Origin of the sequence: Frondihabitans sp. Leaf304 (genome assembly GCF_001423105.1) — a bacterium.
Taxonomy (GTDB): Bacteria; Actinomycetota; Actinomycetes; order Actinomycetales; family Microbacteriaceae; genus Frondihabitans.
In genome coordinates this window covers 262252-288571 of record NZ_LMNV01000005.1, presented here as the reverse complement: position 1 = coordinate 288571, position 26320 = coordinate 262252, and the positions used below count along the sequence as shown (strand labels likewise).

The 26320-nt window shown below is 69.2% G+C and carries 22 protein-coding genes; 6 read left to right on the top strand and 16 right to left on the bottom strand.

Annotated features, from left to right (window positions below; translation table 11 throughout):
• Nucleotides 1–123: 123 nt before the first annotated feature.
• Nucleotides 124–885, bottom strand: coding sequence for a GDSL-type esterase/lipase family protein (locus ASF54_RS14775; protein WP_055964779.1), 762 nt, complete (start codon nucleotides 883–885; stop codon nucleotides 124–126).
• Between the two features lie 264 nt (nucleotides 886–1149).
• Between ASF54_RS14775 and ASF54_RS16565 the strand changes: the two genes are divergently transcribed.
• The gene (locus ASF54_RS16565; RefSeq protein ID WP_157510221.1) at nucleotides 1150–1332 is read left to right on the top strand and encodes a hypothetical protein; all 183 of its coding nucleotides are present in this window, start codon (nucleotides 1150–1152) and stop codon (nucleotides 1330–1332) included.
• 78 nt (nucleotides 1333–1410) lie between these two features.
• On the opposite strand, the gene ASF54_RS14770 is transcribed toward ASF54_RS16565, so the two are convergent.
• Nucleotides 1411–2058: a TetR/AcrR family transcriptional regulator gene (locus ASF54_RS14770; protein WP_055964776.1), complete on the bottom strand. Its 648-nt coding sequence runs from the start codon at nucleotides 2056–2058 to the stop codon at nucleotides 1411–1413.
• A 73-nt stretch (nucleotides 2059–2131) separates the two neighbouring features.
• Between ASF54_RS14770 and ASF54_RS14765 the strand changes: the two genes are divergently transcribed.
• The gene (locus ASF54_RS14765; RefSeq protein WP_055964774.1) at nucleotides 2132–2317 is read left to right on the top strand and encodes a hypothetical protein; all 186 of its coding nucleotides are present in this window, start codon (nucleotides 2132–2134) and stop codon (nucleotides 2315–2317) included.
• 130 nt (nucleotides 2318–2447) lie between these two features.
• Here the strand turns inward: ASF54_RS14765 and ASF54_RS14760 are convergent, their stop codons facing one another.
• From ASF54_RS14760 to ASF54_RS14740, 5 genes are all read right to left on the bottom strand, one after another.
• Entirely contained in the window at nucleotides 2448–4400 is a 1953-nt protein-coding gene (locus tag ASF54_RS14760; RefSeq protein WP_055964771.1) for a hypothetical protein, read from the bottom strand.
• A gap of 211 nt (nucleotides 4401–4611) precedes the next feature.
• Nucleotides 4612–6162: a GMC family oxidoreductase gene (locus ASF54_RS14755; protein WP_055964768.1), complete on the bottom strand. Its 1551-nt coding sequence runs from the start codon at nucleotides 6160–6162 to the stop codon at nucleotides 4612–4614.
• Nucleotides 6159–7625 carry an alpha/beta hydrolase gene (locus tag ASF54_RS14750; RefSeq protein WP_055964765.1) on the bottom strand — a complete coding sequence of 489 codons (1467 nt, stop codon included), beginning with the start codon at nucleotides 7623–7625 and terminating at the stop codon, nucleotides 6159–6161. The genes ASF54_RS14755 and ASF54_RS14750 overlap by 4 nt, the downstream gene beginning before the upstream one ends.
• A 205-nt stretch (nucleotides 7626–7830) precedes the next feature.
• Complete coding sequence (locus ASF54_RS14745) at nucleotides 7831–8373, bottom strand: NUDIX hydrolase family protein (RefSeq protein ID WP_055964762.1); 543 nt, start codon at nucleotides 8371–8373, stop codon at nucleotides 7831–7833.
• Between the two features lie 36 nt (nucleotides 8374–8409).
• Nucleotides 8410–8820, bottom strand: a complete 411-nt coding sequence (locus tag ASF54_RS14740; protein WP_200919633.1) for a DUF5684 domain-containing protein — start codon at nucleotides 8818–8820, stop codon at nucleotides 8410–8412.
• Nucleotides 8821–8889: 69 nt separating this feature from the next.
• On the opposite strand from ASF54_RS14740, the gene ASF54_RS14735 reads away from it, so the two are divergent.
• Nucleotides 8890–9543, top strand: a complete 654-nt coding sequence (locus tag ASF54_RS14735; protein WP_055964759.1) for an alpha/beta hydrolase — start codon at nucleotides 8890–8892, stop codon at nucleotides 9541–9543.
• 115 nt (nucleotides 9544–9658) lie between these two features.
• On the opposite strand, the gene ASF54_RS14730 is transcribed toward ASF54_RS14735, so the two are convergent.
• From ASF54_RS14730 to ASF54_RS14710, 5 genes are all read right to left on the bottom strand, one after another.
• Entirely contained in the window at nucleotides 9659–10579 is a 921-nt protein-coding gene (locus ASF54_RS14730) for a quinone oxidoreductase family protein (protein WP_055964757.1), read from the bottom strand.
• A gap of 48 nt (nucleotides 10580–10627) precedes the next feature.
• The gene (locus tag ASF54_RS14725; protein ID WP_055964754.1) at nucleotides 10628–11158 is read right to left on the bottom strand and encodes a gluconokinase; all 531 of its coding nucleotides are present in this window, start codon (nucleotides 11156–11158) and stop codon (nucleotides 10628–10630) included.
• A gap of 153 nt (nucleotides 11159–11311) precedes the next feature.
• On the bottom strand, nucleotides 11312–12586 hold the full coding sequence (locus ASF54_RS14720; protein WP_055964751.1) for an MFS transporter: 1275 nt from the start codon (nucleotides 12584–12586) through the stop codon (nucleotides 11312–11314).
• Complete coding sequence (locus tag ASF54_RS14715) at nucleotides 12583–13566, bottom strand: aldo/keto reductase (RefSeq protein ID WP_055965430.1); 984 nt, start codon at nucleotides 13564–13566, stop codon at nucleotides 12583–12585. The genes ASF54_RS14720 and ASF54_RS14715 overlap by 4 nt, the downstream gene beginning before the upstream one ends.
• 66 nt (nucleotides 13567–13632) lie before the next feature.
• Nucleotides 13633–14277, bottom strand: coding sequence for an FMN-dependent NADH-azoreductase (locus ASF54_RS14710; RefSeq protein WP_055964748.1), 645 nt, complete (start codon nucleotides 14275–14277; stop codon nucleotides 13633–13635).
• Nucleotides 14278–14433: 156 nt separating this feature from the next.
• Here ASF54_RS14710 and ASF54_RS14705 point away from each other — a divergent pair, with 156 nt between their 5' ends.
• The 3 genes from ASF54_RS14705 to ASF54_RS14700 are packed head-to-tail and all read left to right on the top strand — an operon-like array spanning nucleotide 14434 to nucleotide 20169.
• A complete protein-coding gene (locus ASF54_RS14705; protein WP_055964745.1) occupies nucleotides 14434–19227 on the top strand; it encodes an Lhr family ATP-dependent helicase in 4794 nt (1597 codons plus the stop codon).
• Nucleotides 19224–19400: a hypothetical protein gene (locus tag ASF54_RS16560; RefSeq protein ID WP_157510219.1), complete on the top strand. Its 177-nt coding sequence runs from the start codon at nucleotides 19224–19226 to the stop codon at nucleotides 19398–19400. Before ASF54_RS14705 ends, ASF54_RS16560 begins: the two co-directional genes overlap by 4 nt.
• The gene (locus ASF54_RS14700; RefSeq protein ID WP_055964742.1) at nucleotides 19393–20169 is read left to right on the top strand and encodes a DNA-formamidopyrimidine glycosylase family protein; all 777 of its coding nucleotides are present in this window, start codon (nucleotides 19393–19395) and stop codon (nucleotides 20167–20169) included. Before ASF54_RS16560 ends, ASF54_RS14700 begins: the two co-directional genes overlap by 8 nt.
• Nucleotides 20170–20288: 119 nt before the next feature.
• Here ASF54_RS14700 and ASF54_RS14695 read toward each other — a convergent pair whose 3' ends face one another.
• From ASF54_RS14695 to ASF54_RS14680, 4 genes are all read right to left on the bottom strand, one after another.
• Nucleotides 20289–22265, bottom strand: coding sequence for a glycosyl hydrolase (locus ASF54_RS14695; protein WP_055964739.1), 1977 nt, complete (start codon nucleotides 22263–22265; stop codon nucleotides 20289–20291).
• Between the two features lie 119 nt (nucleotides 22266–22384).
• A complete protein-coding gene (locus ASF54_RS14690; RefSeq protein ID WP_055964736.1) occupies nucleotides 22385–23116 on the bottom strand; it encodes an HlyD family efflux transporter periplasmic adaptor subunit in 732 nt (243 codons plus the stop codon).
• A complete protein-coding gene (locus ASF54_RS14685; RefSeq protein ID WP_055964733.1) occupies nucleotides 23113–25062 on the bottom strand; it encodes a glycosyltransferase family 2 protein in 1950 nt (649 codons plus the stop codon). Before ASF54_RS14685 ends, ASF54_RS14690 begins: the two co-directional genes overlap by 4 nt.
• A gap of 352 nt (nucleotides 25063–25414) precedes the next feature.
• Nucleotides 25415–26299, bottom strand: a complete 885-nt coding sequence (locus tag ASF54_RS14680; protein WP_235481100.1) for a hypothetical protein — start codon at nucleotides 26297–26299, stop codon at nucleotides 25415–25417.
• Nucleotides 26300–26320: the final 21 nt, after the last annotated feature.

Sequence of the window (26320 nt, the reverse complement as noted above, 5' to 3'; positions counted from 1 at the left end):
CTGTCGCCCCCGGGTGGCTGTTCTGTCGCCCCGGGGGCGGTGAGTGTCCACGATCTGCTGGTCTGACGCACGCTGCATCAGCAGATCGTGGACACTCACCGGCCTGGGGAGAGGCTTAGAAGCTCAGACGAGCGGCGCTGGTGCGGCGGGACGCGCGGGGCTGGCGGCCCGAACCATGGCCGGGGCCAGCGCCTGAGCCCACATGCGGTGCATGGTGGAGAACGAAAAGACCTGCTCGTGGAGCATCTCGCTGACGCGCCACGACGGAAAGGGGACGAACTCGGCGCCCAGCGCACTCGCCACCCGCTCCGATTCGCGGTTGAGACGGGCGATCTGGGCGGCGATGACGGCACGTCCGGCGGGGGCAATCGGCCGGAAATCCTGCATGGGTGGGATGCCTGCGAGAACGACGCGGGTGTCGGAGCCGTAGCGCGCGCGGATTGCTACGACGAGTCGTTCGAGGTCGTCACCCCAGTCGGTGCTGCGCGTGATGAGCAGAACGTCGGGGATGCCGAGCATGACGACGGCGACGTCGAAGGCGTCTAGTTGCGGGAGGAGCCGTTCGGCCCGGACCGCCCGGAGACTCGGCGTGCCCACCGCGTGCCAGGAGGCACCCCGGGTGGTCTCGGAAGCGAAGCAGGCCGTTGCCTGCGCCGGAACGGCCATCCCGTCGTGCAGAACTCCGAACCCACTGACCGCGATGTCGCCGACGAAGAGGAAGCGGACCGGGTCGGGCCCGGGTCGAGCCGGTGCAGGATCGCCGTCGGGGAAGATCCCCTTGCTTACCGTGTGCGAGTAGATCACGAAGTGGATGAACAGCAGCGGACGGGCCGCCAGGTAAAGAGCCTGGAGGATCCAGGCGGGGAGGTGGGATGCGCGGGTCATGGGAGGTTCAAGCGATCATGTCGAGTGACGAGACGGTTCTGCCCGGGATGGGGGCCGAGCCGTGGTGCGGGTGTGACACCAGAGTGGCAGAAATGAGGACACCGTGCTGTCCCCCAATCCGGGTGTCGAGAGCAGCCGACTTTCAGACGACAACGGGTGTCGCCGAGTCGCCCCGCCCGGAACGGGGTACGACCTGGGTCGACCACGATCGCGTCGGCCTACCGTTGTGCTCCAACCCGCTTTGACGGATCAGGACGGATCACCGTGACTTACCGAGCGACCATGCTCTACGAGGGCGACATCGGCGGCGTCCACCACGCCGAGGGCACGGCTGGCACGCGCGCGGGGGCATTGGCCGTAGCCGAACGTGAGGTTCCCGCCGGCACGCGCGTCGTGGGCGTCGTCGTGGCCGACGACGACTCGCGGTTCGAGACGCGACTTGACTGACCCGACCTGCCCGACCCGACCCGACCCGACCCGACCCGACCCGCCTGACGTGACCCAGCTGACCCGACTGGGCCTTCGTCAGGAGTCGAGGTTCCAGACCGGCGCGACGTACGCGCGCTTCCACCCGTGGCGGAGCCGCGTGACGGCACGGTCGTAGGCGTCAAGCAGATCCATGCGGGGCCGCACCATCGACTGCAACTGCAACCCCTCGTAGAGCGCGATGAGCTGTTCAGCTCCGCGCGTAGGATCCATCGTCTCGGGTTCACGACCCATCTCGACGTCGCGGGCCAGGCTCGCCTGCACCATGCTGTGGAAGCGGTGCCAGTCCTGATGGAGTAGCGGCGCCATCGGGTGCCCGGGAGTTGCGGCAATGCCGAGGAGCGACGTGAGAAGCCGCATCAGCGCGGGGTCGTCGATGTTGGCCTGAACGATGCCGCGGAGGAACGCGACCGTCCCGTGCGAAGCCGAGACGCCCCGCAGCGGCGCCATCCGCTCGGCGTTCCACCGGTCGACTGTCGAGAGCACGAGGCTGTCCCAGGTCGGGAACTGCGACTGAACCCTCTCGAGCGGCAACCCCGCGGCCTCTGCGACGACCTCGAGGGAGGCTTCGTGGAACGTGGTGACCCGGAAGACCTCCATCGCGGCGTGGATGATCGCGATGCGCAGTTCGGTGGCGGCGTTGAGGGGGTCGACGAAGGAAGGCGAGGGGGTGGAAAGTTCTGGCACGAGAACCAGATAACCAGGGCCGGGGTTCCGGCGATATGCCCCGTTCTGGGGCACCGCGGCGTAACGTCGAGGCATGACTTCCGACGACGAGATGACCTTCGACGAGAAGCGTCACGACCAGCTGACGCGGGCGCCCAAATCCGACGAGAGCGATGCCGCGCCGCGCATCACGAAATCGGAGGCCCCCGACGGCACGACTCGCATCGACGTGGCCGACACGGCGAAGGTCGTCCCCGGCAAGGCGCCGCGCACGAGCTGACGCGGCGCCGGTCGTTGCCGGACGCGGTCCGGGGCTACGCTCCGCCACCAACGAACGCAAAAACGTCACCGGACCGCGTTTATTCGCGGTCGGGTGACGTTTTTGCGGTCGGGCTCCGGGCCCTGCCGAGTCAGCGGATCGAGCGACCCCGGCGACGAACCGACGCGGCGAGCATCGCGGCAACGCCACCGCCGAGCAACGCGAGCGCTGCCCAGAGCGAGCCCTCGACGTCGGAGCCGGTGAATGCGAGCTGGGTGCCGGGCGTGGCCGCGGCAACGGCAACGGCGGGCGTGCCGGTCAGGTTGATCGCGATGACGTCTCCGGCAGCCGAGTACCGCAACGCGGCCGGATCGGCCTTGTCGACAGCGAACGCCGTCACGAAGTACGCGCCCTTGGCGAGTGCGAGCGTCGTCGACCACTTCCCGTCGGCACCGACCGTCACGCTGCCGTCATAGGCCGGAACGGTCGACTCGGGCACGTTCGGCAACAGGAAGCTCTGCGCGAAGTAGTCGGGGTAGAGACCCTGGAAGTACGGGTAGGCGACCGACGGCTTCGCGGCGTAGAGCTGGATGCCCTGGCCAGCGGTTCCGGTGCCCGACACGGTCACCAGCAGCTTGCCCGGCTCGGTGGGGTCGGGCTGGCCCTTGACCTGAATGCCACTGCCGGCGACGATCTCGTCGAACTCGTCGAGAAGGAGCTTCGCCTGCGCCGGGGTCAGGACGACGCCGGGGCCGGGGTAGGTCAGTTCGTCTCCGGCGGCGGGCGCTTCGGCAGCGGGCGCTTCGGCAGCGGGCGCTTCGGCAGCGGGCGCTTCGGCAGCGGGCGCTTGGGCAGCAGCGTCGCCGTCACCCGAGGCGGCGGGAGCGTCGGCCGTCGCATCTCCGGCAGCAGCCGCAGCGGAGGCAACCGCCGAGGCCTCGACGGGGACGGCTGCATCAGCGGCGAGAGACTCCGCCGAGACGGTGATGCCGCGGGCTGCCGCAGCGGCCTTGACCCGCCCCAGAGTGTCGGCTGCGGTGGCGGCCGTGGCGGATCCTTCGGTCGTTGTCGACGAACCGGACTGTGTCTCGAGAAGCGGGGCCTTTGCGGCCGATTCGACGGGGACGGACGATCCCGAGTAGGTCACCTCGCCCTCAGACGACGAGAAGAGCGAATCGGGATCGGACGGGCTCGTGATGCGCGGTGCGGCGATGAAACCGGCCGGCGTGGTGAGGTCGACGGAGACCGTGGCCGAGGGATCGGACGGGTAGGTGATTCCCTGACCGTCGACGTCGAAGGCCTGGGCACCCGCGGTGAACGCCTTCGTGCCGTAGGGCGAGAGGATCGACTGCGACCAGGTGCCGTCTTTCTTCACGAGCACGGGGAACGTGAAGGACTCGTCGGCGTCGCCGTCGACCGGTGTCACGGAGACGTAGTCGCCGGGGGTGGCCGTTCCGGTGAAGGTCACGAGCGCGCCCTCATTGAACGGCGCCGGGGCTACGGCCAGGCTCTCGCCGTCTGCGGGCGAGGTGATCACGGGAGTGACGCTCGAGGCAGCGGGCAGGTTGAGGTTCGCGAAGTACGACGTGAGCTCGCCGCCCCTGCGCGACGTGCCATCGATGAAGACGTACTGGTTGTAGGCGAGGTCGTCGGCGTAGGTGACCGAGACCGTCCATTTGCCCGCCGAGTCACTGACGGCGGTGCCGAGGTCGTTGTCGTCGATGTCGGTGATGGCGATTTTCGCGCCGACGGGGGCCTTGCCGGCAAAGACGACGGTGCGGCTGTCGACGACGATGGCGTCGTCGGAGTCGTAGTCGTCCGAGATGCCCGCGGGCGACGTCACCGTGAGGTCGGTGGGGAGCTTGGTGGCCGGGGTGGGCGCGGCTGAGGCCATCGGGGTGGCTGTCGCGGTCGGTGCTGGCGCTGCGGCTGGCGTCGGGGCGGCGGTCGCAGGCGCTGATGTCGCCGCGGCGGCCGCAGGCGCCGTCGTGTTCGTGCCTGCAGCCAGGGCGGGCGCGCTGACCAGCAGGCCGCCTCCCATACTGATCAGGACGACGGCCGGAACAGCGACCGCCTTGAGGGCGAGAGCCCGGGATTTCTTCATCGGTCGGGTCGTCTTTCGGCGTGGGCCTGGCTGTGTTCGCGCCGCTCAGACCCACCCCCGAGCGACGGGTCGACGCTCGTGATCGGAGGCGTTGACCGAAGATACCAGGATCCGGGGCTCCGCCCCGCCGCCGCCGCTGAAGCCCACGATGCGGACTCGGCACCACAGATGAGCGTGGTGCGGAGTCCGCATTGTGGGCGGTAACGGGCGGTTACGCCCCCGCAGCGACGAAGCGATCGGCCGTCCGCAGCGCCAGGGCCATGATCGCCAGCGCCGGGTTCGCGATGACGGCGCTCGGGAACACCGAGTTGTCGGCGATCCACAGGTTCGGAATGTCGAAGCTGCGCCCGTCGGCGTCGACCACGGCGCTGTCGGCCGACGTGCCCATGCGCGCGGTGCCGATCGTGTGGGCGGTGCGCGCCAGCACGGTCGTCGACGTGGCGCCGGCGGCTTCGACGATCGAGGTCATGGTGCGGATCGCGTGCTTCTCGATCGCGTCTTCGTTGTCGTGCGCGGTGAACGAGATGCGCGCCTTCGGAATGCCGAAGTCGTCGAGCTCGTCGGTGAGAGTGAGCCGGTTGTCTTCGTGCGGCAGGCACTCGGCGTTGATGCCCACGCCGGCCATGTACCGGTAGGAGTCCATCATGTCGACCATGTCGCGGCCCCACAGCCCGCCGCCACGCGCGAGGGTCGTCGACAGGGTCAGCGGTACGACGCCGAGGCTCTGAATGAGGTAGCCCCCGGCGAAGTCGGCGTCGGCCGGCCTCACGGTGTCTTCGGTGATGATCGACGACGGGTAGCCGCGGTGGCTGCGCATCTCGGTGGGGAATTTGCCCCACACCTGCGTCGCGCCGTGCGCCATGTAATTGCGGCCGACCTGGTCGCTCGAGTTGGCGAGGCCGGTGTGCAGCAGCAGTCGAGGCGTCTCGACCCCTCCGGCACAGAGGAAGAGCGCCTTCGTGCGCTGGCGGTGCTCGATGCCATTGCGCGTGTAGACCACGGCGGACACGCGCCCGGACGCATCGAGCTCGATCCCGTGCACCATCGAATCGGCGCGGATCTCGGCACCCTTCGCGACGGCGAGCGGCAGATACGTGGTGTCCATGCTGACTTTGGCGCCCGAGCGGCAGCCCTGGTGACAGCTTCCGCAGTTGGCGCAGGCGGGTCGCACACCGTGTTCGGGCTGATGCCAGTCGCGTGTGACGAGGGCGGCGGGCCCGTCGGTGGCGGTGATGCCGACGGCCTCGCAACCGCGGATCATCATGTCGGACGACGCGTTCCGCGCGACCGGCGGCAGGTCGTAGCGGCGGGTGGGATCCCACGGATAGTGCGCGGGGCCGGCGACACCGACGAACTTCTCGACCTTCTCGATGTAGCCGGTCAGCTCGTCGGGGTCGATGGGCCAGTCTTCGCCCAGGCCGGAGTCGGTCTTGAGCTTGAGATCGCGGGCGTCGGGCCGGGGCGTGAACGCTCCCCAGTGCAACGTGGAGCCGCCGACGCCCTTGCCGCTGTTGTTCTGCCCGAACGCGGTCGGGTTCTCGCCGTCGCTGAGGCGCTCCTCCATCCAGTTGATGGCGACCGCCTCGGTCTCATCGGAGGTGTACTTCGACGCGTCGAAGTTGGCGCCCGCCTCGAGGGCGACGACTCGGAGCCCGCGCGAGGCGAGCGAAGCGAGGATCGGCGCCCCGCCGGCACCGGTGCCGATCACGACGGCGTCGACGACCTCGGAGTCGTCGTAGGTGCGCATTCCGTCGAGCCTCATCGAACGGTCTCCTTCTCGGTGTCGGTGATGCCGGTGTCGGTGATGCCGGTGTCGGTGGTTTCGGTGGTGCTGGCTCCGGTGTCGCGAGCGGAAGGGCCTGGCATCGCCGGCTCCCAGGCTTCGCGGCGATCGGCGCCCAGCTCGGTGAATCCCTGGATGCGAATCACGTCGCCTCCGTTGGCGAATCCGTCGAAACCGATGCGCTCCATCGTGGCCGGGTGGGCCAGCCAGGTGCGGGTGAGGTCGACGCGGCAGTCTTCGAACCAGAGCGTCATCTGCTCGGCGGTGAGGGTGCCGGCCCGAGGGGCGTACTGCTGATCGACGATGGCCTGGATCCTTGAGTCTTTTGCCTCGTCGTCGAGGGTCGCGAAATCGTCGAGTGCGTCGAGCCCTAGCCGGTAGGCCTCCTGGTCGGGCGGCAGGGCGGCATTGCGCCACCCGTCGCTCACGCCTCGAGCGAGCGCGGCATCGACGCGACCGGCGATGTCAAAGGGGGCGGGGCCCTGTGGCACCACCCGCTCGGCGACCAGGCGCAGCGTCGCGAACTGCGCGGCGTCGAGCACCTGCGGGGTGTAGTCGGGGTCGTCGGGCAGGGCCCGTCCGGCCAGGATCGCGCGCGTCTGCGAGCTCGTGCGGCCCGACCCGATGACGCGGCCGAATCCCGGTGAGACGAACGGCCCCGAGCCCACGCGTTCGCGCCAGAACACGCGGATCAGGTCGGCCAGCTCGTCGGGTCGTTCGAGCGGCAGCAGGTGGCCCGCACCGGCTAGCACCTCAAGCGTTGCCCGCGGGTACATCGGCAGGTTGTGCTCGCGCTGGCCGGCCTCGCCGAGGGGCCCGTCAGACCCGCCGGCGACGATCAGGGCAGGAACATCGAGGATCCCGACCTCCGCCGCTCGGTCTTCCAGACTGCCGCGTTCGAACCAGGCCAGCCACGCCTCCGCCGCCGAGCGCAGCACATCGCTGAGGGCGCGGTCGTCGTTTTCGGGGCTCAGCGGTGCGCCGACATTGTCGTCGATGAACGTGCGCGCGTCGGCGGTCGCGAGGTGGCCGTCGCCCGAGATGCCCGCCCGGGCCCACGAGAGCATCTGCGCTCGGGCGTCGTCGCCCATCGGCTCGGGCGAGGGCGGTGAGCCCGCGAGGAGCACGACACCGGCGAGGCCGAAGAGCCCCGAGCTGCCGTCGAGAGTGCGCGCGGCGACGAGGCTCGCGATCTTGCCGCCCATGCTGTGCCCGACGAGCACAAAACGCGTGGAGCCGTGGCGCCGGATCTTACGGACGACGTGGCCGACCATCTCGTCGACACTCGTGCCGGTGGCGGCCGACGCCTCGCCGAAGCCGGGCAGGTCGATGCCGACGACGTCGAAGTCGTCGGCGAGCAGCTCTCGCAGAGCGTCGAATTCACGAGCGCTGGAGCCGAGCGCGTGGAGGCAGAAGAGTGTGGGGCGGTCGTCGTGGGGCACACCTTGGACAGTACGCCGAGCCGCCGACACCGAACCGGCTCGGGGTACGGGCGGCCGCGCTGTGCTGGCGCGGGTGGGCGGGTGCCGCCCGTGAGTCGGCGGGTGTTACGCGGAGTGGGCGGGTGCTCCAGCACCCGCCCACTCTCGAAAACACCCGCCGACTCAGAGACCCGGCCCGAGCGGGCACACGCCGCAGAAGTGCGAGCTACGTCAGCGCACCGACCGACGCGAGCGCAGTCCGCAGCAGAGCACCGCGTCCACCCTCCATCTCGGCCGCGACCTCGGCACTCGCGGCGGTCTGGGGGCTCATCCAGGTGATCTCGAGGGCGTCCTGGCGCGGTTCGCAGGTGCCGGTGACGGGCACGACGTAGGCGAGCGACACGGCGTGCTGGCGCTCATCCGTGTAGACCGAGGCCCCCGGGAACGGGAAGTACTCGGCGACGGAGAACGGCACCGGCGACGGCGGGAGCTGCGGAAAGGCCATCGGCCCGAGGTCTTTCTCGAGGTGGCGGAACAGTGCGGTGCGGAGCGACTCGCCGTACATGACGCGCCCGGAGACGAGCATCCGCGTCATCGTGCCCTCGCTGTCGGCACGCAGCAGCACGCCCACCTCGGTGACGACCCCCTGCCCGTCGATGCGAACGGGTACCGCCTCGACGTACAGGATCGGGAGGCGCTGCCGGATCTGGAACAGCTCCTCCTCGGAGAGCCAGCCGGAGTTGGGGTCGGGAGTCTGAACGGAAGCCATGCGCCATTCTTACCGGTCGGGCCTGGCTATTCGGGGCTAGTACCCCTTCGTGTTGCGGTTCGGCTGCGCGCTGCCGAAGCCGAGGATCAGATAGCCGATGAACGGGAGCAGGAACAGCAGGAAGAAGCTGAAGACGCCTCCCTTGCCGAAGACCCGTCCGACACCGAGCGCGACGATGATGGCGAAGACGATGTTCACGAGGGGAATGATGAACAGTAGAAAGAGCCAGCCGTTGCGCCCCGACAGCTTCACCAGTGTGTAGGCGTTGTAGAACGGGATGATCGCGGCCCAACCGTGCAGGCCCGCCTTCTTGAAGGTCACCCAGAGCCCGATGATCGTCAGAACCGTGAAGAGCAGGCCGCCGGGCGAGGCCGCCGCGTTGGTTGTCGGCGAATAAGAGACCGAAGGATCCGTCGTGGCGAGCAGGAGGGCGAGCGTCGAGTTCATGGGTTCCCCTTGGGTGGTGCGGTGTGATCGAGTCGCACCAGGGTAGCGGGGCGTCACTACGCTGGAGCAATGGTCTCGATCGATCCCTCCGCCGTCCAGTGGTCCCTCCCTGAAGAGGAGCGCCGCGGCAAGCCGCTCGTGCTGCTCCTGCACGGAGTCGGCTCACATGAGGGCGACCTGATCGGCCTCGCACCGCACCTTTCGCCCGAATTCGTCTACGCCTCCCTGCGCGCGCCGCTCCCGTGGCCCCAGGGCCCGGCCGGCGGCGCCTGGTCGTGGTACCCGCTGTCGCTGCCGGGCGCACCCGACCCGGCACCGGTCGATGCCGCTGCCGACGCCGTGCTGGCCTACGTCGACTCGCTGGCCGACGCGCATCCGACGGTCGGTCTCCTCGGCTTCTCGCAGGGCGGCTCGCTCTCGCTGCAGCTTCTCCGCCGCCGCCCCGGCTTCTTCGACTTCGCGGTGGTGCTTGCGGGGTTCGTTGTGCCCGGCGCCGATACGGCGGTCGATGCAGCGGTGGCCGCCTCGGATCCTCGGGTCTTCTACGGTCGGGGCGATGCCGACCCGATCATCCCGGCCGATGCCGTGGAGCGCACTGAGCAGTGGCTCCAGACGAACGTGCCGGGTGCGACGCTCTCGGTGTACCCGGGCCTCACGCACGGCATTTCGCAGGAGGAGCTCGGCGACGTGAACGCGTTCCTCGCCGAGGTGCACCCCGCCTGACCGGGGCGTTGCCCGGCCCGCCGCACGACGTATCGCGGTCACGCCAACGCGCCGCGGCACGTCTGCCTGTCCGCACGACGTATCACGGTCAGGCCCACGCATCTCGGCAGACGCCCTAGGGGACGAGCGCGAGCTTGCCGCCCGGGTGGCCCGTCGCGAGCAGCTCCAACGCGGCCGGCGCCTCGGCGAACGGGAACGTCTTCGCGACCGGCACCACGAGGTCGCCCTTGCCGGCGAGCGCCACCAGCGACGACCGGATCTCGTCGCGATACCGCGCACTCTCGGGCATCGCTCCGCCGATGACGCGGTAGCCGTCGCGCTCTGCCCGCCCGAACGCCGCGATGCTGACGATGCGCCCGCGATCCTCGACCAGTGCGAGCGATACGTCGATCGCCTCGTCGGTGCCGACGCAGTCGAGTGCGGCGGCGATGCCGTCGGGGGCGAGCGACCGAACGCGCTCCTCGAGCCCGTCGCCATAGACGACGCCGGTCGCGTCGAACTCTTCGACGACGCCGAAAGTGCGCTCGGACGCTGTGCCGATGCAACGGATGCCCCAGAGTGCCGCCTGCTGCAGCACGCTCACGCCGACAGCTCCCGACGCCCCGTGCACGAGGATCGTCTCGCCCGCCTTCGCACCGGTGACGTGCAGCATCTCGGCGGCGGTCGCCCCGGCGAGCAGCAGGTTCGCGGCCTCCGGCCAGCCGAGCGACTCGGGCTTGGCGAAGACGTCTTTTGCGGGCACCGTGAGCTCGGTGGCATACCCGCCGGTCACCCGAAACGCGATGACCTCGTCACCCGGTGCGAACGGGGCGTCGGCCCCGGCGGCGGTGATGATTCCCGCGACTTCGAAGCCGAGGGGCGTCATGAGCGAACCGGGATCCTCGGCGGTCAGGACGGTCTTCACGTCGACGGGGTTCATACCCACGGCCTTGACCTGGATGGTGACCTCGTCCGCTTTCGGTGCGGGCGGGTCGACGACGATGAGCTCGAGACCGTCGAGAGAGCCGAAGGTCGAGACGATCCATTTCTGTGCCATGCAGACAGATAACTCCCCCGCACCTGAAGGGATCGAAGGCGTGGGGGACTACCCCTGCGCGACGGGCGAAAGACCGAGCTTGCGGATGATGTCGGCCACCTCGACCGCTGGCTCGCGCCCCGCGTCGACGACGATGTGCTGTTCGTCGTCGCCGAGGGGTTCGAGGGTTGCGAGCTGCGAGGCGAGCAGGGTCGACGGCATGAAGTGGCCGGTGCGGTGCGAGATTCGCTCGCCAATCAGCTCGGCCTCGCCCCGCAGGTGAACGAAAACGACGTCGGGCCCCCTCAGTACGTCGCGATAGGCGTGCTTGAGCGCCGAGCACGTGACGATGCCCGGGCGACCGTGTTCGGTGTGCCCTCGGATCCACGCCGCGACCTTGTCGAGCCACGGCCACCGATCGTCGTCGTCGAGGGGAATGCCGGCCGCCATCTTGTCGATGTTCGACTGCGGGTGCATTGCGTCGCCCTCGGCGAAGTCCCAGCCGAGCTCAGTGGACAGCGCCTCGGCGACCGTCGACTTACCGGAGCCGGAGACCCCCATGATCACGAGGATGGGCTGCTGCATCGCTGAATCGGTCATCAGAGGAACACTCCCAGGAGAGGGGCGCCCCGCGCAACCCGGCCGAGCCCCTCGACGCCACGGCTGCCGCCTCACACACCCGATCCGGCTCGCGAGACCTCAGAATCGACCTCTTTATATCGGATTCGGTGGTCGATTGTGAGGTCTCACAGCTCAGGATCCGCCTACCGGCAGCCCCTCGACCCGGCGCCGCCGGTGCCACCGGACACCTGCAACAAGCGCCACCACGACCGGTAGCGGCGACAGGGCTGCAACGACCCCGAAACCGGCGTCGGGCGGCCCGGCTTCGTCGACCACCCCGCCGATGAACGACCCGAAGGCCATGGCCCCGACGACGAACGCCGACACCCACGCCAGCGCCTCGGTGAAGACCGTCGGAGACACCGCGTCGTGCACCACCCGATTGGTCGAGATGGTGAACGGCGTGATGGTGGCACCGGCGAACAGGCCGATGGGAAACAGCCAGTAGGGGTTTGGTGCAAGCGAGAGCGCACCCCAGAAGACCCCGAGCGCGAGCGACGAGACGACGAAGAGGCGGTAGGCCGGGATCCTGCCCGGAACGAGCCCCATCAAGAAGCCGCCGGTGACGCTGCCGATCGAGTAGGCGGTGAGCACCAGCCCGGCGATCTGGGGTGCCCCGATGCTCGTCGTCCACGAGACGACCGTGACGTCGTTGACGCCGAAGATGACGCCGACGGCGGCATTGGCGAGCAGAACGCCGACGAGACGGCGCGAACGCCAGGGCCGGAAGGTGTGCCGAGGGCCACTCGCAGGAGGCGGGATGACGGCCACGTCGGCACCGCGCAGCAGCCAGATTGCGCCGGCCGTTCCGAACAGGGCCGACAGCACGAGGCCGGCCGACGGGCTGATGGTGCCGGCGACGAGTGCGGCGAGAGCGGGGCCGAAGACCCAGACGAGCTCGTCGGCGATGGCCTCGAGCGAGAACGCGACCTGCAGGAGCGGGGTGGCGCCGAGCTGCCCCGACCAGCGCGCCCGCATGAAGGCGCCGACCGGCGCGATGGACCCGCCGACGCACACCACGACCACGCAGACGAGCGCGGTGGGCGCGCGCCAGACGCCGAGGCAGATGAGGAGCGCCACCATCACGGGGTGAGCGACCGCCGCCACTATGAGCGCCCCGCGCTGACCGCGTCGGTCGGCGATCCGCCCGAAGAGCGGGCTGACGACAGCCATCGCCGCTATCGCGAGCCCAGACGCGAACCCCGCTGCGGCGAACGAACCCGAATACGCCTGCACGAAGAACAGCACGCTGTAGCCGACGATCGCCAAGGGCACACGCGCGACCACCCCGGCGGCGAACAGCGCGCGGCGGTCGACGGGCCCGAGCAGTTCGCGGTAGCCGGTGAGACCCGACGAAGGATCCGGCCCACCGCCCGCCCCACCCGACTTGGAGGGCGCCTCGCTCACCAGCGGTGGTGCACGGCCGCCCGGAAGTACCGGTCGTAGAGCCGCTCGGCGCGATCGTGGAACTCTTCGCCGAGGTCGAAGACCTGACCGGCTTCGGCGTTGGAGCGCGCCTGCTCGACGTTGCGGGCCCCGGGAATGACGGTGGTGACTCCGGGCTGCTCGATGATCCACTTGAGAGCCGCCTGCGCGGTCGTGACGCCCTCGGGTACGAATTCGGCGAACGCGAGCGCGGCCTCGACGCCGGTCTCGAAGTCGACGCCGGAGAAGGTCTCGCCCTGGTCGAAGGCCTCGCCGTGACGGTTGAACGAACGGTGGTCGTTCGGCGCGAACTGCGTCTCGGCGGTGTATTTGCCGCTCAGCAGACCACTGGCAAGAGGCACTCGGGCGATGATGCCGACGCCGGATTCGACGGCCGCCGGCAGCACCTCGTCGAGCGGCTTGAGCCGGAACGCGTTCAGGATGATCTGCACCGTGGCGAGGTGCGGCCTCTCGATCGCCTTGAGCGCCTGCGCAGTCTCTTCGACGCTGACGCCGTAGGCCGCGATCATCTGCCGCTCGACCAGCTCGTCGAGGGCGTCGTAGACGGCGTCGCTCGAGAAGACGGGGGTCGGCGGGCAGTGCAGCTGGACGAGATCGAGGGTGTCCATGCCCAGGTTGCGGCGTGACCGGTCGACCCAGGCGATGAAGTTCGTGCGGTTGTAGTTCGCGGCCTCCTGCGCTTCACGCCGCCCCATCTTGGTGGCGATGGTGAGCGGGGCGTCTTCGTTGCTGCGCCGCCACTTGGCGATCGTCTGTTCGCTGCGGCCGTCGCCATAGACGTCGGCTGTGTCGAAAAAGGTCACGCCCGCCTCGCTCGACGCGTCAAGCACCGCGAACGCATCGCTCTCGGGAACGTCGCCCCAGTCGCCGCCGAGCTGCCAGGTGCCGAGGCCGACGACGCTGACGTCGCGGCCGGTTCGTCCGAGTGTGCGCTGTTCCATGTCGGTCACACTACGGGCCGCGACCGACATCGGGAACGCGGACCGCAGGATCCTGCGCGACCCGCCTCAGCCCAGCCGCTTGGCCGCGGCCACGGCCCGCTCGTGCCCCGCCGCCAGCTCGGCATCCTGCTTCTCGACCTCGCCGCTCGGGCCCCCGAACCGCTCGGTCAGCGTGCGCGTGGCGATGATCGTCTCCACCGTCATTCCAAGGGCCGCGCCGAGCACGATCGAGAGAGCCGGAACCGCGTGGTCGTCGTATTCGCTCGGAGTGCCCGCGTCGTAGGCGCCACCCCGCGTCGACATAAGTACGACGGTCTTGCCCTTCATCGGCTGGGTCGGGTCGTCGCCGAAAGGCGCCGTGACGGTCGGCACGTGGATGTGGTCGACCCACGCCTTGAGGGTCGAGGGCATCGAGTAGTTGTAGAGGGGTACGCCGATCACGACGACGTCGGCGGCGAGCAGCTCGGCGATGACCCCGGCCTGGAGCGACTCGGCGGCAGGATCGATGTGCGATCCCGCTGGGCGGAGCGCCTTCGGAAAGTGCAGGTCGGCGTCGGCCAGGTGCGGCAGCGGCTCGCGGTGCAGATCGCGGTGGACGACCACGTGATCTTCGCCGAGGGCGGTCCAGGCGTCGGCGAAGGTCGCCGTGAGGGAACGCGAGCGCGACGTCGTGAGGTCGGCGGACGAGTCGAGCTGCAGGAGTGTGGGCATGCGTTCACGGTAGCCCTCGGCCGGCGGAGGTTTCGAGTGGGCGGGTGTTCTGAGGAGTGGGCGGGTGCTGCAGCGCCCGCCCACTCTCGATAACACCCGCCGACTCCGAGCGTGAACGAGCCCGATGTCAGTGGGTGGGGGCAGGATGGCCTGACCATGACAGACGTCCTCGACCGCTTCTCGCCCGCCACCGCCACGTGGTTCCGCGGGGCGTTCGCGCGTCCGACTCACGCCCAGGAGGGGGCGTGGGAGGCCATCTCGGGCGGGCAGAACGCACTCGTCATCGCGCCCACCGGCTCCGGCAAGACCCTCGCGAGTTTTCTCTGGTCGATCGACAAGCTGGCGTCGTCTCCGCCGCCCGAAGAGAAGCAGCACCGCACGAGGGTCCTCTACATCTCCCCCCTCAAGGCGCTCGGCGTCGACGTCGAGCGCAACCTCCGCTCCCCGCTGGTCGGCGTCACGCAGACTGCACGCCGCCTCGGCACCGAGGCCCCCGAGATCACGGTCGGCGTGCGGTCCGGCGACACCACGTCGTCCGATCGTCGGCTGCTCCAGCGCACACCCCCCGACATCCTCATCACGACGCCCGAGTCGCTCTACCTCATGCTTACGTCGGCCGCCCGCGAAAACCTCAAGGGCGTCGAGACGGTCATCATCGACGAGGTTCACGCCGTCGCCTCCACCAAGCGGGGCTCTCACCTCGCCGTCTCCCTCGAACGTCTCGACGCCCTGCTCGACAAACCGGCGCAACGGATCGGGCTCTCGGCGACGGTCCGCCCGCCCGAAGAGGTCGCGAGATTCCTGGGTGGCTCGAGCCCGGTCACGATCGTGGCTCCCCCGTCCGAGAAGAAGTTCGACCTGCGGGTCGTCGTGCCGGTCGACGACATGACCGAGCTCGGCACGGCCACTCCGCTCGAAGGCTCCGCGGCCGGCGCGGCACCCCAGGGGTCGATCTGGCCCCACGTCGAAGAGGGCATCGTCGATCTCATCCTCGAGCACCGGTCGACGATCGTCTTCGCCAACTCCCGCCGCCTCGCCGAGCGCCTGACCGCCCGCCTCAACGACATCTACGTCGAGCGCACCTTCGGCGAGGCAGCCGAGGCCGGCGAGCAGGCCGAGACCGAGCTCGTCGAAGTCGGTTCGCACACGCAGACATCCCAGACGATCGAGGGCGCAGGATCCCGCCCGACCCCGCTCACACCCGCCCCGGCAGGCTCCCCTCCCGCACAGGCTGTGCCAGCCCAAGCTGTGCCCGCCCAGGCTGTGCCGGCCCAAGTCATGGGCGGCTCCGGCCAGACGACGGGAGCCGAGCCCCTCCTCGCCCGGGCCCACCACGGCTCCGTCAGCAAAGACCAGCGCGCCCTGATCGAAGACGACCTCAAGAGTGGTCGTCTGCGATGCGTCGTCGCGACGAGCTCGCTCGAGCTCGGCATCGACATGGGCGCCGTCGACCTCGTGGTGCAGGTCGAGTCTCCGCCCTCGGTCGCGAGCGGGCTGCAGCGGGTCGGCCGCGCCGGCCACCAGGTCGGCGAGGTATCGCGCGGCGTGCTGTTCCCCAAGCACCGCGCCGACCTCATCCACTCGGCCGTCGCCGCCGAGCGCATGGTCTCCGGGCTGATCGAAGAGCTCCAGATGCCGGCGAACCCCCTCGACGTGCTCGCCCAGCAGACCGTGGCCGCGGTGGCCCTCGACGAGATCGACGCCGACGAGTGGTACGACACGGTCCGCCGCAGCGCGCCCTTCGCGAACCTGCCGCGGTCGGCCTACGACGCGACCCTCGACCTGCTGAGCGGCAAATACCCGTCCGACGAATTCGCCGAGCTGCGCCCCCGCATCGTCTGGGATCGCGTGCACGGCACGCTCTCCGGGCGCCCCGGCGCGCAGCGCCTCGCCGTCACGAGCGGCGGCACCATTCCCGACCGCGGCCTCTTCGGCGTCTTCATGGTGGGCGAGAAGGCCGCCCGCGTCGGCGAGCTCGACGAAGAGATGGTCTACGAATCCCGGGTCGGCGACGTCTTCGCGCTCGGTGCGACCAGCTGGCGCATCGAAGACATCACCCACGACCGGGTGCTGGTGTCTCCCGCCTACGGCCAGCCGGGCCGCGTCCCCTTCTGGAAGGGCGACGGTATCGGGCGTCCGGCCGAGCTCGGCCGCGCGATCGGCGCCTACACGCGTGAGCTCTCCAATTCGAGCCTCGCCGACGCGACGGCGCGCGTGGTCGCCGGCGGGCTCGACGAACGCGCCGCGAAGAACCTCCTCGCCTTCCTCACCGAACAGCGCGACGTCGCGGGGCACGTGCCGACCGATACGACGCTCGTGGTCGAGCGGTTCCGCGACGAACTGGGCGACTGGAGGCTCATCCTCCACTCGCCCTACGGCATGCGTGTGCACGCACCGTGGGCACTGGCGGTGAGCGCACGAATCCGCGATCAGCTCGGCATCGACGGTTCGGCGATGGCGGCTGACGACGGCATCGTGGTGCGCATCCCCGACACCGACGCCGAGCCTCCCGGAGCCGACCTCTTCACGTTCGAACGCGACGACCTCGACGCCATCGTCACCGAGGAGGTCGGCGGCTCCGCCCTGTTCTCGTCGCGCTTCCGCGAGTGCGCCGCGCGAGCGCTCCTGCTCCCCCGCTACAACCCGGGTCGCCGCTCCCCGCTCTGGCAGCAGCGCCAGCGAGCGTCGCAGTTGCTCGACGTCGCCCGCAAATATCCGCAATTTCCGATCGTGCTCGAGGCGGTCCGCGAGGTGCTGCAAGACGTCTACGACCTCCCGGCGCTGATGAGTCTCACCGATGCCCTCGCCCGGCGAGAGATCCGAGTCGTCGAGACCGAGACGCAGATGCCGTCGCCCTTCGCCCGGTCGCTGCTCTTCGGCTACGTCGCGGCGTTCCTCTACGAGGGCGATTCGCCCCTCGCCGAACGGCGAGCCGCAGCCCTCTCGCTCGACTCGTCGCTGCTGGCCGAACTCCTCGGCCGGGCCGAACTCCGCGAGCTGCTCGACGCCGACGTCATCGACCAGCACGAGCGAGAGCTGCAGAAGCTCGTGCCCGAGCGGCGCGCCCGCGACATCGAGGGCGTCGTCGACCTGCTGCGGCTGCTGGGGCCACTCGCGACCGACGAGATCGTGGAGCGGAGCTGGCTGGCCGAGGGCGCGGCCGCCGCACCCGACGCACTCGATGCGGCTCGACGCGAGCTCGACACGGCGTTGGGTGAGCTGGTGCGGTCGACTCGGATCCTGCGCTTTACCCACGCGGGCGTGGAGCGCTGGGCAGGCATCGAAGACGCCAGTCGCCTGCGCGATGCGCTCGGCGTGAACCTGCCTATCGGCGTGCCCTCGGCATTCGTCGAACCCGTCGACGACCCGCTCGGCGACCTCGTCGGCCGATTCGCGCGGACGCACGCGCCGTTCGGGCCCGTCGAGGTGGCGCAGCGACTGGGGCTCGGCACGGCCGTGGTGCTCGAGACACTCCGCCGCCTGGGCACTCAGCGTCGGGTGATGGAGGGCGAGTTCCGGCCCGACCGTCAGGGCAGCGAGTGGTGCGACGCCGAGGTGCTGCGACGCCTCCGCAGTCGTTCATTGGCTGCGCTGCGCCACGAGGTCGAGCCGGTGTCGCACGACACGCTCGGCCGCTTCCTGCCCGCGTGGCAGCACGTCGCCACCGGCGTCAAAGGGTCGGGGCTGCGCGGCATCGACGGGGTCGTTCAGGTGATCGACCAGCTCAGCGGCGTCGCGCTTCCGGCCTCGTCGTGGGAGACACTCATTCTGCCCTCGCGTGTCACCGACTACTCGACCGGCATGCTCGACGAGCTGACGGCGACGGGCGAGGTCATCTGGTCGGGTGCCGGTTCGCTCGCGGGCAACGACGGCTGGGTCAGCCTGCACCTCGCCGACGGGGCCCAGGTCACGCTGGCGGAGCCCTCCGGCGACGAGACCACCGAGCTGCAACGCGAGATCCTCAGCGCACTGGCCGGGGGTGGCGCCTACTTCTTCCGGCAGCTGAGCGACTCGGTGGGTGCCACCGCATCATCACCCCTGCTCGACACCGACCTCGTCACCGCCATCTGGGATCTCGTCTGGCAGGGCCAGATCACCAACGACACCTTCGCGCCGCTGCGCACCCAGGTCAGCGGCAAGGCGCCGCGCACCCGGACGCCGACCACTCGCTCCCGCGCCTCCTATCGCGGACGGGTGCCGCGCTCGGCGATGCCGCGCCAAGCCGGGCCTCCGACCGTGGGCGGGCGCTGGTCGCTGCTGCCCCTCGCCGAACCCGACGCCACCGTCCGCGCCGCCGCTCAGGCCGAGATGCTGCTCGAACGTCACGGGGTGGTCACCCGTGGCGCTGTGACGAACGAGGGAGTTCGCGGCGGCTTCTCGACGGTCTACAAAGTCCTCTCGACGTTCGAAGAGACCGGCCGGGCGCGTCGCGGCTACTTCGTCGAGGGCCTCGGTGCCGCGCAATTCGCCACCGGACCCACCGTCGACCGTCTTCGCGCGTTCGTTCGCGACGACGACCGCGAGGGCTCGGAGGCGCTCGCGTCCGCAGGTCGAGGCGACGCCGTTCCCGTCGTCACCCTGGCCGCGACCGACCCCGCCAACCCGTACGGTGCCGCGCTGCCGTGGCCGACCGCACCCGACGATGCGCCCGAGGGCGCGCCTCGGGGCCACCGCCCGGGCCGCAAAGCCGGGGCGCTCGTCGTTCTCGTCGACGGGCGGCTCGTCGTCTACGTCGAGCGGGGCGGCAAGACCGTGCTGACCTTCGGCGATCCGACCGAGCGCGATCTCGCCGTCGCCGCTGCGTCGCTGGCCGGTGTCGTCCGGGCGAGGCTCGGCAAGCTCGCGGTCGAGCGGGTCGACGGAGAGTTCGTGCTCGGCAGCCGGTTCGGCGACGCACTGCGGGAGGCCGGGTTCGCGCCGACCCCGAGCGGCGTGCGGTTGCGGTCGTGATGGGCACTGCGGCCGTGACGGGCCCCGCGGCCGAGATGGTCACCGCAATCCGACGTGAATCGGCCAATCTGACCCGGCGCGCCACGTCGTCATGGCCGAATCGCGTCGCTTCGCTCGCCGGCTCCACGACGCCGACCGCGCCGGCCACCCCGACCGGAGCCGACCATGCCTGAGGGCGACACCGTCTACCGCGCCGCCAAAAACCTCGATGCGGTACTGCGCGGGCAACGGCTCACGAAATCCGACTTCCGGGTGCCCGAGTTCGCCACGATCGACCTCGCCGGCGAGATCGTCGACGACGTCATCAGCCGCGGCAAGCACCTGCTGCACCACATCGGCGACGTGACCTTGCACACCCACCTCAAGATGGAAGGATCCTGGCACGTGTACCGGCACGGCACCAAGTGGCGCCGCCCCGCGTACCAGGCCCGAGTCGTGCTCGAGACGGAGGAGTGGGTCGCTGTGGGCTTCGACCTCGGAATCGTCGAGCTCGTTCCCCGCGACGACGACGACAGCGTCGTTGCCTACCTGGGCCCCGATCTGCTCGGCCCCGACTGGAACGCCGAGATCGCCCTCACCAACATCGAACGCGACCCCGCCCGCGAGATCGGACTCGCCCTGCTCGACCAGCGCGTCCTCGCCGGCGTCGGCAACGTCTACCGCAACGAGCTCTGCTTTTTGCGGGGCGTGCTTCCCACCCGGCCGGTGAGCGAGGTGCCGCAGCTACCCAAGATGGTCGACCTCGCGCATCGGCTGATTCACGCCAACAAAGACCGGGTGGAGCGCACCACGACCGGCACCCTCCGCGGCACCACCGACTGGGTCTACGGCCGAGCCGGCAAGCCGTGCCTCCGGTGCGGAACGAAGATCAAGCGGGGCGAGCTCGGCGAATCCGAGCTGGAACTGCGCGAGACGTACTGGTGCCCGCACTGCCAGACCTGAAACCCTCGCCTGACGCCGACCCGCACCAGCGAGGTGACGCGAATCGGCCGACGTCGCGCGCCGCGGCACTGTGACATCGGCCGATTCGCGCGAGGTCACGCCCGGTCGTAAGGCGCCAGCTACGCCCCGGCCTCCTGCGCCATGATGTACGCCAGCAGGTACGTGCGCGAGTTGCCGTTGTCGATCGCGGTCGACGGCAGCTTCTTCGCCGCCGCGAGTGCCGAGGCCGCCGCATTCTTACCGGCAAGCGACTCGTACATGAGCACGTAGTCGATCAGCGTCTCGTCTGCGCCCCCGGTCAGAGCTGCCGCGACCAGCTTCTTGATGTGCGAGGCGCCCCCGCCCGCCGACGACCCGAGGTACGTCGACACCGGGCTCATCGGGATCAACTGGATGCCGATGATCGCGCTCGGCGCCGCCGAGAACCAGGTCGCGTAGTCGCGCTTGCCACCCCAGTTGAGCGACACGAGGTCATGCGAGAAACCGTCGAACTGCGGCTCGTCGAGCGACGGGTTGACGTAGTAGGCGAGCGCCGACGCGGTCTCGCCGCTGAGCAGCCAGTTCGCCTCGCCCTCGAGGGCCGTGTCTCCGGAGGCTTTGGCCCAGAGGGCGAGCCCCGTCCAGGCGTTGACGGCTTCGGAAGACGACTCCTGGTTGTTCCCGTCGGCGAAGGGCGAGTAGCCGGACGCCCAGCTGTGCGAGAAGTACGGGTCGTAGACGCGGGTGTCGGGAAAATATTTGCCCGAGCCGTCGCCGGTGTTGGTGGCGATGTCGGCGGCGAGCAGGTTCATCACCGGTGCCCACTTGGCGGCGAGCGACGGCGTCGACTGGGCGACCACGCCGGCCGCGTAGAGGAAGTACCCGTAGTGGAAGTGGTGATCGTTGTCTTCCTCCGACCCGAACGAGTTCGCGAGCCCCACGATGGTCTTGAGCTTCGCGTCGTAGACGAAGCACTCCTGTGCGCGCGTCGTGCAGCCGCCCGGTTCCATCCACTTGTCGATCTGGGTGGTCAGAGCGGTCGTCAGCGTCTTCTCGGAGGCGTCGTCGCCGAGCTCGCGGGCGAGCTGCAGCAGCATGGCGGCGCGGTAGAGCGATTTTCCGCCGTAGTAGGTGTCGGTGGCGAAGGTCGGCAGCAGCTTGACGTCGACCTCGAGCTGCGACTTCAGCGCGGCCTTGTTCGACGACGAGACCTTCGTCAGGTCGAGGCTCGACGTGGCCGCGATCGTCGGCGTGGTGAACGACAGGCCCGACGAGATGCAGAGCGGCGTCGTGCCGTAGAGGCCGGCATACGAGGCGGAGGTGCAGCCGGCGGAAGCGTCTGCGCCCTGGTGCGGCAGCGGCACGACGAGAGTGCTGCCGGGGGCTTTAGTCGTGCTCGCCGCGGTCCGGTAGGCGAGCTTCGTCTTCTGCCCGGCCGACGTCGACGCGTAGGTCGTCGTCACGCCGGTCAGTGGCGAGGCCGCGGCCTTCTGCAGAGCGGTGAGATCGGTCGCGGACGTCCCCTCGGGCACGGGGAACAGGGTCAGCGAGCCGCCCTTCTGCAGCGTGACCTCGGGGCCCGCGATGGTGGCATCACTCGTCGCCACCGACCACTTCTGGCCCGAGACCGTGAGCGTGCCGTCGGATCCTGAGGTGTCGATCGACCCGTTCAGGGTCACCGAACCGGCACGCGCCGCGGTGTACGAGACGAGCGGCGAGCCCTCGGCGATGGTGACATGGCCGAGGATCCGACTGCCCGACAGATACTCGATCGTCACCGACACGGAGTCGTACGCGCTGACGATCGCGCTGTCGGCGCCGAGGTCGGCCGAGACCTGGGTGACGGCTTCACCGAAGACGGTGTTCTCGGTACCCGTGACGGTGGGCAGACCGGTGTCGAACCCGGTGGCGGTCTGCTGGAACGACAGCGGGTAGGGGAAGACGGCCATCGGGGTGTCGCCGAAGACCAGGCCGGAGAACCACTTGTTCGTCGGCGGGGTGAGCCCCTCGGCGAGGCGCATCTTCGGCGTCGCCGCGATCGACCTTGTCACGAGCTTGTCGAGGAGCGGCCCGACGGTGTCGTCACCGAGCACCTTCTGCCCGGCGCCGAGCGGCACCGATGATTTCGACGGAGTGGGGTCGGCAGTGGGCCCTGCGGATGTGCACCCGGTCACCACGAGGGCGACGGCTGCGGTGAGGGCGAGGAGTGCGGTGGCACGAGTGCGGAACGCGATGGCTACAGGCCGATCTTCTGGACGAACGCGAGCATGGCATCCTGCGCGCCGGCGAACATGCCGTCCTGACGCAGGGAGAGGGTGGCCGTGATCGGCGTGCCCGGGTTGACGAGACCGGAGTAGGCACCTTGCACGAGGTACTTGCTGGCCACCTCGATCTCGGTCTCGGCGTTGCCCTCGGTCGTCTGCACGGAGACCTTCTTGACCGTCCCGTCGACCGTCGTCTGGTTCGGCAGCATGAGCTCGACGGTGGCGCCGTCCTGGATCCGCTCGTAGTCGCGCGGCGTCAGCTTGTAGTCGCCGAGCACATACAGACTGTCGGCCCGGTCGATGGTGGCGAGGTCGGCGCCCGATTGCACGAAGCCGCCCTCTTTCGTGTCGATCTTCGAGACGATTCCGCTGACCGTCGCCAAGAACGTCATGGTGCCGTCGGGGGTGACGGTGTAGCTCGTGCTCTTGTAGCTGAGCAGGTCGGACCGCACGTCTTGCAGCACCGAGAGGCTCTTGATCTGGAAGAGCTTGTCGCCCTTCGTGACCTTGTCACCGACCTCGACGAACTGTTTGACGATCGAGCCCGAGTAGTCGGTTCCGATCTCGTACTCCTCCGCCTGGATGCTGGCACTCGTGGAGACGACCTGCGACTGGCGCTTGGTGAAGATGACGGTGAAGGCCGCCACAAGAACGATCACGACGAGGATTCCGGCGAGGAGCTTGAAACGGCTGGACCAGGTCATGACGCGACCCTTTCGTCGGAGGTGGCGCTGCGGCGACCGGTGCGGGTGGCGAGGATCTGCTCGCGGGGAAGGGTGTCTTCGAACGTGGCCGCGAGCAGCGCGACCTCTTCGGGCGTGCGCGGCGCCGGCCGGGAGATCTGGGTGCGCGTCGGGGTCGTCGTGATGTGCTTCGGCGTGGCCTGGTCGAGGTTCGCCGAGACGACGAGGTCGCCACTCGCGGCCAGCTTGTTCGCCTTGCGGATCTCTTTGGCCTCACGGCCGGCGACGATGAGGAACGACAGCAGGATCCCGGTGTTCAGCAGGTTCCAGAAGGTCGCCAGGGTCCACACCCCGTTCTGCATGTCGCGGTAGATGGCGACGACGCTGGTGAGCGCCAGGAAGACGAAGAAGAGCACCTGCGGGATGATGAAGTTGAACGGCGACTTCTGCACGTTCTTACCGCCCGTCACGTGCCATCCGACGTCCTTGCCGGTCATGACGTTCCAGAACGCCTTGACGTAGATCGGGAACGACACCGTCGCCAGCATCAGCACCTCGTACCGGAACGATCCCAGCGTGTAGAACGCCAGCAGGATCTGCATCAGGTAGAAGCTGCAGTAGTAGAGGATCCACTGACCGAGCGAGATCGTCAGGTTCATCGGGCGAAGGTCGAAGAAGATCTCCATCGGCGGCACGAGCAGAAGCAGCAGCGGCGCGATTCCGGTGAGGTAGTTCGTCGCGGTGACCATGTACTGCAGGCGCTGGTCCATCGTCAGGGTGCGCTTCGGCGACAGCGGGTTGTGCTGGAACAGGATCTCGAATCCGCCGGAGGCCCAGCGCAGCTGCTGCTTCGAGTACGCCTCGATGGTCTCGGGGGCGTCGCCGACCGCAAGGGTCAGGGGGATATAGATCGAACGCCAGCCGGCCTCGTGGAGGTGCAACGAGGTCCAGACGTCTTCCGACTTCGAGTCGGTGACCATGCCGCCGATATCGTCGATGGCGGCACGGCGGAAGATCACGTTGGTGCCGACACAGAACGCCGCGTTGAAGCGGTTGCGGCCCGGCTGGATGAACTTGTAGAAGACGGCCTGCATGTAGCCGGCACCGCGGGAGACGAGCGAGGCGAGGTTGCCGTACGCCTGCGGCGTCTGCACGAACGCGACCTTCTCGTCGATGAAGAACGGCACGGTCTCGTGCAAGAACTCGGGTTTCGGCACGAAGTCGGCATCGAAGATCGCGTAGTAGTCGCCCTTGGCGAGAGAGAGCGCGTGGTTGACGTTGCCCGCCTTGGCTCCGTGGTTGGTCAGGCGGCGCACGTAGCGGGCGTTGTGGCGGGCCGCGAGGTCGCGCACCTCATCGCTCTTGCCGTCGTCGAGGATCCAGGTGCGGTGCTCGCCCTGAAGCGCGATCGCCGCGGTCAGCGTCGCCTCGATCTTGGCGATCTCTTCGCCGTAGACCGTGATGAAGACGTCGATGATCTTCCGCTCGCCGTCGACCAGCATCGGCCAGAGGTGCGGCTGGTCGCGGATGCCGAGACGGTCGATTGCCTCCTCGTCGTACAGGGTGTCCTGCGTGTTGTGGAAGTCGAAGTCGCGCGGGTCGGCGCCTCCCGAGAGGATCGTCCACATCGCCAGCAGTGCCTGGATCACGACGACGGCTTCCGCCACGATGACCATCGTGTACGGCAGCAGGTCACCGCGGTTCGCCGGGTTGAGGAGGAACTGGCCGTAGACCAGGATCCCCAGCGTCGAGACGAGCACGAGCAGCACCATCACCGGAGAGTGGGTCCGTCCCTCGGGCCGTCCGCCCGCGGTGATGTGCTCGGTGGTGTGGACCTTCCGGGCCTTCACGGGCTTGCGTTCCGCCCGCTCGGCCTCGAGGCGACGGCGCTCCGCGTCGAGACGCGATGCGTCGTTCTGGGCGCTGCGGCGGGCAGACCTACGGTCGCCGGGCATGGTTCGGGACATGCGGGGGTGTTCTCCTGGTTCGGGTTCAGGGGAGGTGCCGCGTGTCGAGGGCGTCGTGCGGAAGCGGCCATCGAGACGAGACGATGTCGGCTACGGCGGCGACTGAGTGTGCGACGCGACAGGAATCGCGCCACGTGTGCTGGTGAAGCAGCAACCGGCTGGGTAGGCCGATCTTGTGGGTGTCAACAGACTAGGGGACGGTCCCCCTTTCGGAGGGCCCCCGTTTGGGGTGCAAAAAAGGATGGGGTATGCCCTGTTCCCAATTTTCCGGGCCTCTCACCCGCTCCGATCACCCGTCTCAGGCGGTTTTACGCGCGAGGACGACACCATTCGGGGTACACGCGTCGAATGGTCAGGAGACCTGCGTCAGCCACTCCGCCAGGAATTCCGCGCCGGCCTCGTCGTGGATCGCCCCGGTCGCGCTGGTGCGGATCGGGTATGCCTTCTCCGGCACGCCGTCGCCCGGCCGGACGTCGACATGCTCGACCTCGTAACCACCGGCGTGCAGCCAGTCGGCCATGGCGTAGTCGCTGCGGGAGTCGCCGACCGTGCGCCACGCCAGTGGCAGCTCGCCGTCCAGGGCGAGGAGTTCGAGTGCCCGACGGGCACCGAGGTCTTTGCCGAGCAGCACCGATTCGATGTCGGTCGAGATGATCGTGGGGTCGATTCGCCACTGCACGTCGCCGTGAGCGTCGGGCCGCACGTCGTCGAGACGGCGCACGCCGAAGCCGCGCCGCGCGAGCGCCTCCCGGGCGACTTCGTCGAAGAGCGGCTGCATGGCGAGATAGGTGGAGTTCTCGATCGAGGTGAGCTGCTCGACCGACACCATCGCCCTCTTCGTGCGATCGAAGAAGACCCGGTCGGCGAATCGCTCGGCGACCACGGCCTCCATCTCGGCCGCGAAGTCGGCGGGCATGGTGAGCGACTCGTCGATCTCGAGCTCACCCATGCCCCCGTCGAACCGCGGCCCGATCGAGAACCACACGGCGCCCTTCTCGCAGACTCCGTGCACCCTGGCGTGATCGGGCAGGCCCGCAGCGATGAGCGGCCCGACGACCTCTTCGCGGATGAACGCGTCAGAGCGCCCGGTGTTGAAGACCAGGGGGATTCCCGCGTCGGCGAGCGCGACCAGATCGCGCGTGATGGCCGGGAGGTCGATGGTGCGGGTGATCGGGCTGGCGATGGGGCCGTCGACGTCGAGGAGCAGGCCAAGGGCGGGGGCAGAGGTCGAGGGCATGCCCTCGATCATTCCAGGTCT

Bases quoted from the DNA above. Each gene is read 5' to 3' on its own strand.
- ASF54_RS14775 (WP_055964779.1), bottom strand. From the start codon at position 885: ATGACCCGCGCATCCCACCTCCCCGCCTGGATCCTCCAGGCTCTTTAC.
- ASF54_RS14765 (WP_055964774.1), top strand. From the start codon at position 2,132: ATGACTTCCGACGACGAGATGACCTTCGACGAGAAGCGTCACGACCAG.
- ASF54_RS14760 (WP_055964771.1), bottom strand. From the start codon at position 4,400: ATGAAGAAATCCCGGGCTCTCGCCCTCAAGGCGGTCGCTGTTCCGGCC.
- ASF54_RS14755 (WP_055964768.1), bottom strand. From the start codon at position 6,162: ATGAGGCTCGACGGAATGCGCACCTACGACGACTCCGAGGTCGTCGAC.
- ASF54_RS14745 (WP_055964762.1), bottom strand. From the start codon at position 8,373: ATGGCTTCCGTTCAGACTCCCGACCCCAACTCCGGCTGGCTCTCCGAG.
- ASF54_RS14740 (WP_200919633.1), bottom strand. From the start codon at position 8,820: ATGAACTCGACGCTCGCCCTCCTGCTCGCCACGACGGATCCTTCGGTC.
- ASF54_RS14735 (WP_055964759.1), top strand. From the start codon at position 8,890: ATGGTCTCGATCGATCCCTCCGCCGTCCAGTGGTCCCTCCCTGAAGAG.
- ASF54_RS14730 (WP_055964757.1), bottom strand. From the start codon at position 10,579: ATGGCACAGAAATGGATCGTCTCGACCTTCGGCTCTCTCGACGGTCTC.
- ASF54_RS14725 (WP_055964754.1), bottom strand. From the start codon at position 11,158: ATGACCGATTCAGCGATGCAGCAGCCCATCCTCGTGATCATGGGGGTC.
- ASF54_RS14715 (WP_055965430.1), bottom strand. From the start codon at position 13,566: ATGGAACAGCGCACACTCGGACGAACCGGCCGCGACGTCAGCGTCGTC.
- ASF54_RS14710 (WP_055964748.1), bottom strand. From the start codon at position 14,277: ATGCCCACACTCCTGCAGCTCGACTCGTCCGCCGACCTCACGACGTCG.
- ASF54_RS14705 (WP_055964745.1), top strand. From the start codon at position 14,434: ATGACAGACGTCCTCGACCGCTTCTCGCCCGCCACCGCCACGTGGTTC.
- ASF54_RS14700 (WP_055964742.1), top strand. From the start codon at position 19,393: ATGCCTGAGGGCGACACCGTCTACCGCGCCGCCAAAAACCTCGATGCG.
- ASF54_RS14690 (WP_055964736.1), bottom strand. From the start codon at position 23,116: ATGACCTGGTCCAGCCGTTTCAAGCTCCTCGCCGGAATCCTCGTCGTG.
- ASF54_RS14685 (WP_055964733.1), bottom strand. From the start codon at position 25,062: ATGTCCCGAACCATGCCCGGCGACCGTAGGTCTGCCCGCCGCAGCGCC.
- ASF54_RS14680 (WP_235481100.1), bottom strand. From the start codon at position 26,299: ATGCCCTCGACCTCTGCCCCCGCCCTTGGCCTGCTCCTCGACGTCGAC.